This is a genomic window from Janthinobacterium glycogeni, assembly GCF_051380725.1.
Classification (GTDB): domain Bacteria; phylum Pseudomonadota; class Gammaproteobacteria; order Burkholderiales; family Burkholderiaceae_D; genus Janthinobacterium.
Genome location: NZ_JBNYXP010000030.1, coordinates 1 through 1,439 on the forward strand (window position 1 = coordinate 1; position 1,439 = coordinate 1,439).

The window sequence follows — 1,439 nt, forward strand, 5'->3', positions numbered from 1 at the left end:
TCCCATTTCGCTCGCCGCTACTTTGGGAATCTCGGTTGATTTCTTTTCCTGCAGCTACTTAGATGTTTCAGTTCGCCGCGTTCGCCTTGCATACCTATGTATTCAGTATGCAATACCCTAAAAGGGTGGGTTGCCCCATTCGGAAATCTGCGGATCAAAGTGTGTTTGCTCACTCCCCGCAGCTTATCGCAAGCTACTACGTCCTTCATCGCCTGTAATCGCCAAGGCATCCACCATGTGCACTTATTCGCTTGTCCCTATAACGTTAGCCTCTTCATTCTTTCAAACGAAAAGAGCGCTACAGGGATAAGAAAGTACAACGTTGTTGCTTGTTTGTTGATACATACAATCATTACCCATCAAGTCGCCTCATGCATTGCTGCACGCATAGACTTGATCAATAAATAATCTTTACTTCTTCCAGATTGTTAAAGAACGAAACAGCTTTGATCGCTAAAAGATCAAACCTAAACCTGAGTCACTGACCGGCTTACGTTTGCACTTTCGAGTAAAACTTTGGTGGAGGATGACGGGATCGAACCGACGACCCCCTGCTTGCAAAGCAGGTGCTCTCCCAGCTGAGCTAATCCCCCAGGAATGTACTACTCGGGTGTTACTGGTAGGGCTGGTTGGACTCGAACCAACGACCCCCGCGTTATCAACACGGTGCTCTAACCAGCTGAGCTACAGCCCCAACGCGGTGCTACGACGACTACTGTTTCTTCTTAATTAAACAGCCGATAAGTGTGAACATTTGATGCCTGAATCATTTCTGATTCGTGCAAACTCTAGAAAGGAGGTGATCCAGCCGCACCTTCCGATACGGCTACCTTGTTACGACTTCACCCCAGTCACGAATCCTACCGTGGTAAGCGCCCTCCTTACGGTTAAGCTACCTACTTCTGGTAAAACCCGCTCCCATGGTGTGACGGGCGGTGTGTACAAGACCCGGGAACGTATTCACCGCGACATGCTGATCCGCGATTACTAGCGATTCCAACTTCATGCAGTCGAGTTGCAGACTACAATCCGGACTACGATACACTTTCTGCGATTAGCTCCCCCTCGCGGGTTGGCGGCGCTCTGTATGTACCATTGTATGACGTGTGAAGCCCTACCCATAAGGGCCATGAGGACTTGACGTCATCCCCACCTTCCTCCGGTTTGTCACCGGCAGTCTCATTAGAGTGCCCTTTCGTAGCAACTAATGACAAGGGTTGCGCTCGTTGCGGGACTTAACCCAACATCTCACGACACGAGCTGACGACAGCCATGCAGCACCTGTGTACTGGTTCTCTTTCGAGCACTCCCCAATCTCTCGGGGATTCCAGCCATGTCAAGGGTAGGTAAGGTTTTTCGCGTTGCATCGAATTAATCCACATCATCCACCGCTTGTGCGGGTCCCCGTCAATTCCTTTGAGTTTTAATCTTGCGACCGT

At 49.9% G+C, this 1,439-nt stretch carries 2 tRNA genes and 2 rRNA genes; all 4 read right to left on the reverse strand.

Going from position 1 to position 1,439, the window contains the following annotated elements:
- Nucleotides 1-257, reverse strand: a 23S ribosomal RNA gene (locus ACQ4W4_RS27545); the annotation flags it as partial.
- Between the two features lie 260 nt (nt 258-517).
- Nucleotides 518-593: transfer RNA gene (locus tag ACQ4W4_RS27550), tRNA-Ala, on the reverse strand.
- 24 nt (nt 594-617) lie between these two features.
- Nucleotides 618-694: transfer RNA gene (locus ACQ4W4_RS27555), tRNA-Ile, on the reverse strand.
- A gap of 98 nt (nt 695-792) precedes the next feature.
- A 16S ribosomal RNA gene (locus tag ACQ4W4_RS27560) occupies nt 793-1,439 on the reverse strand; the annotation flags it as partial.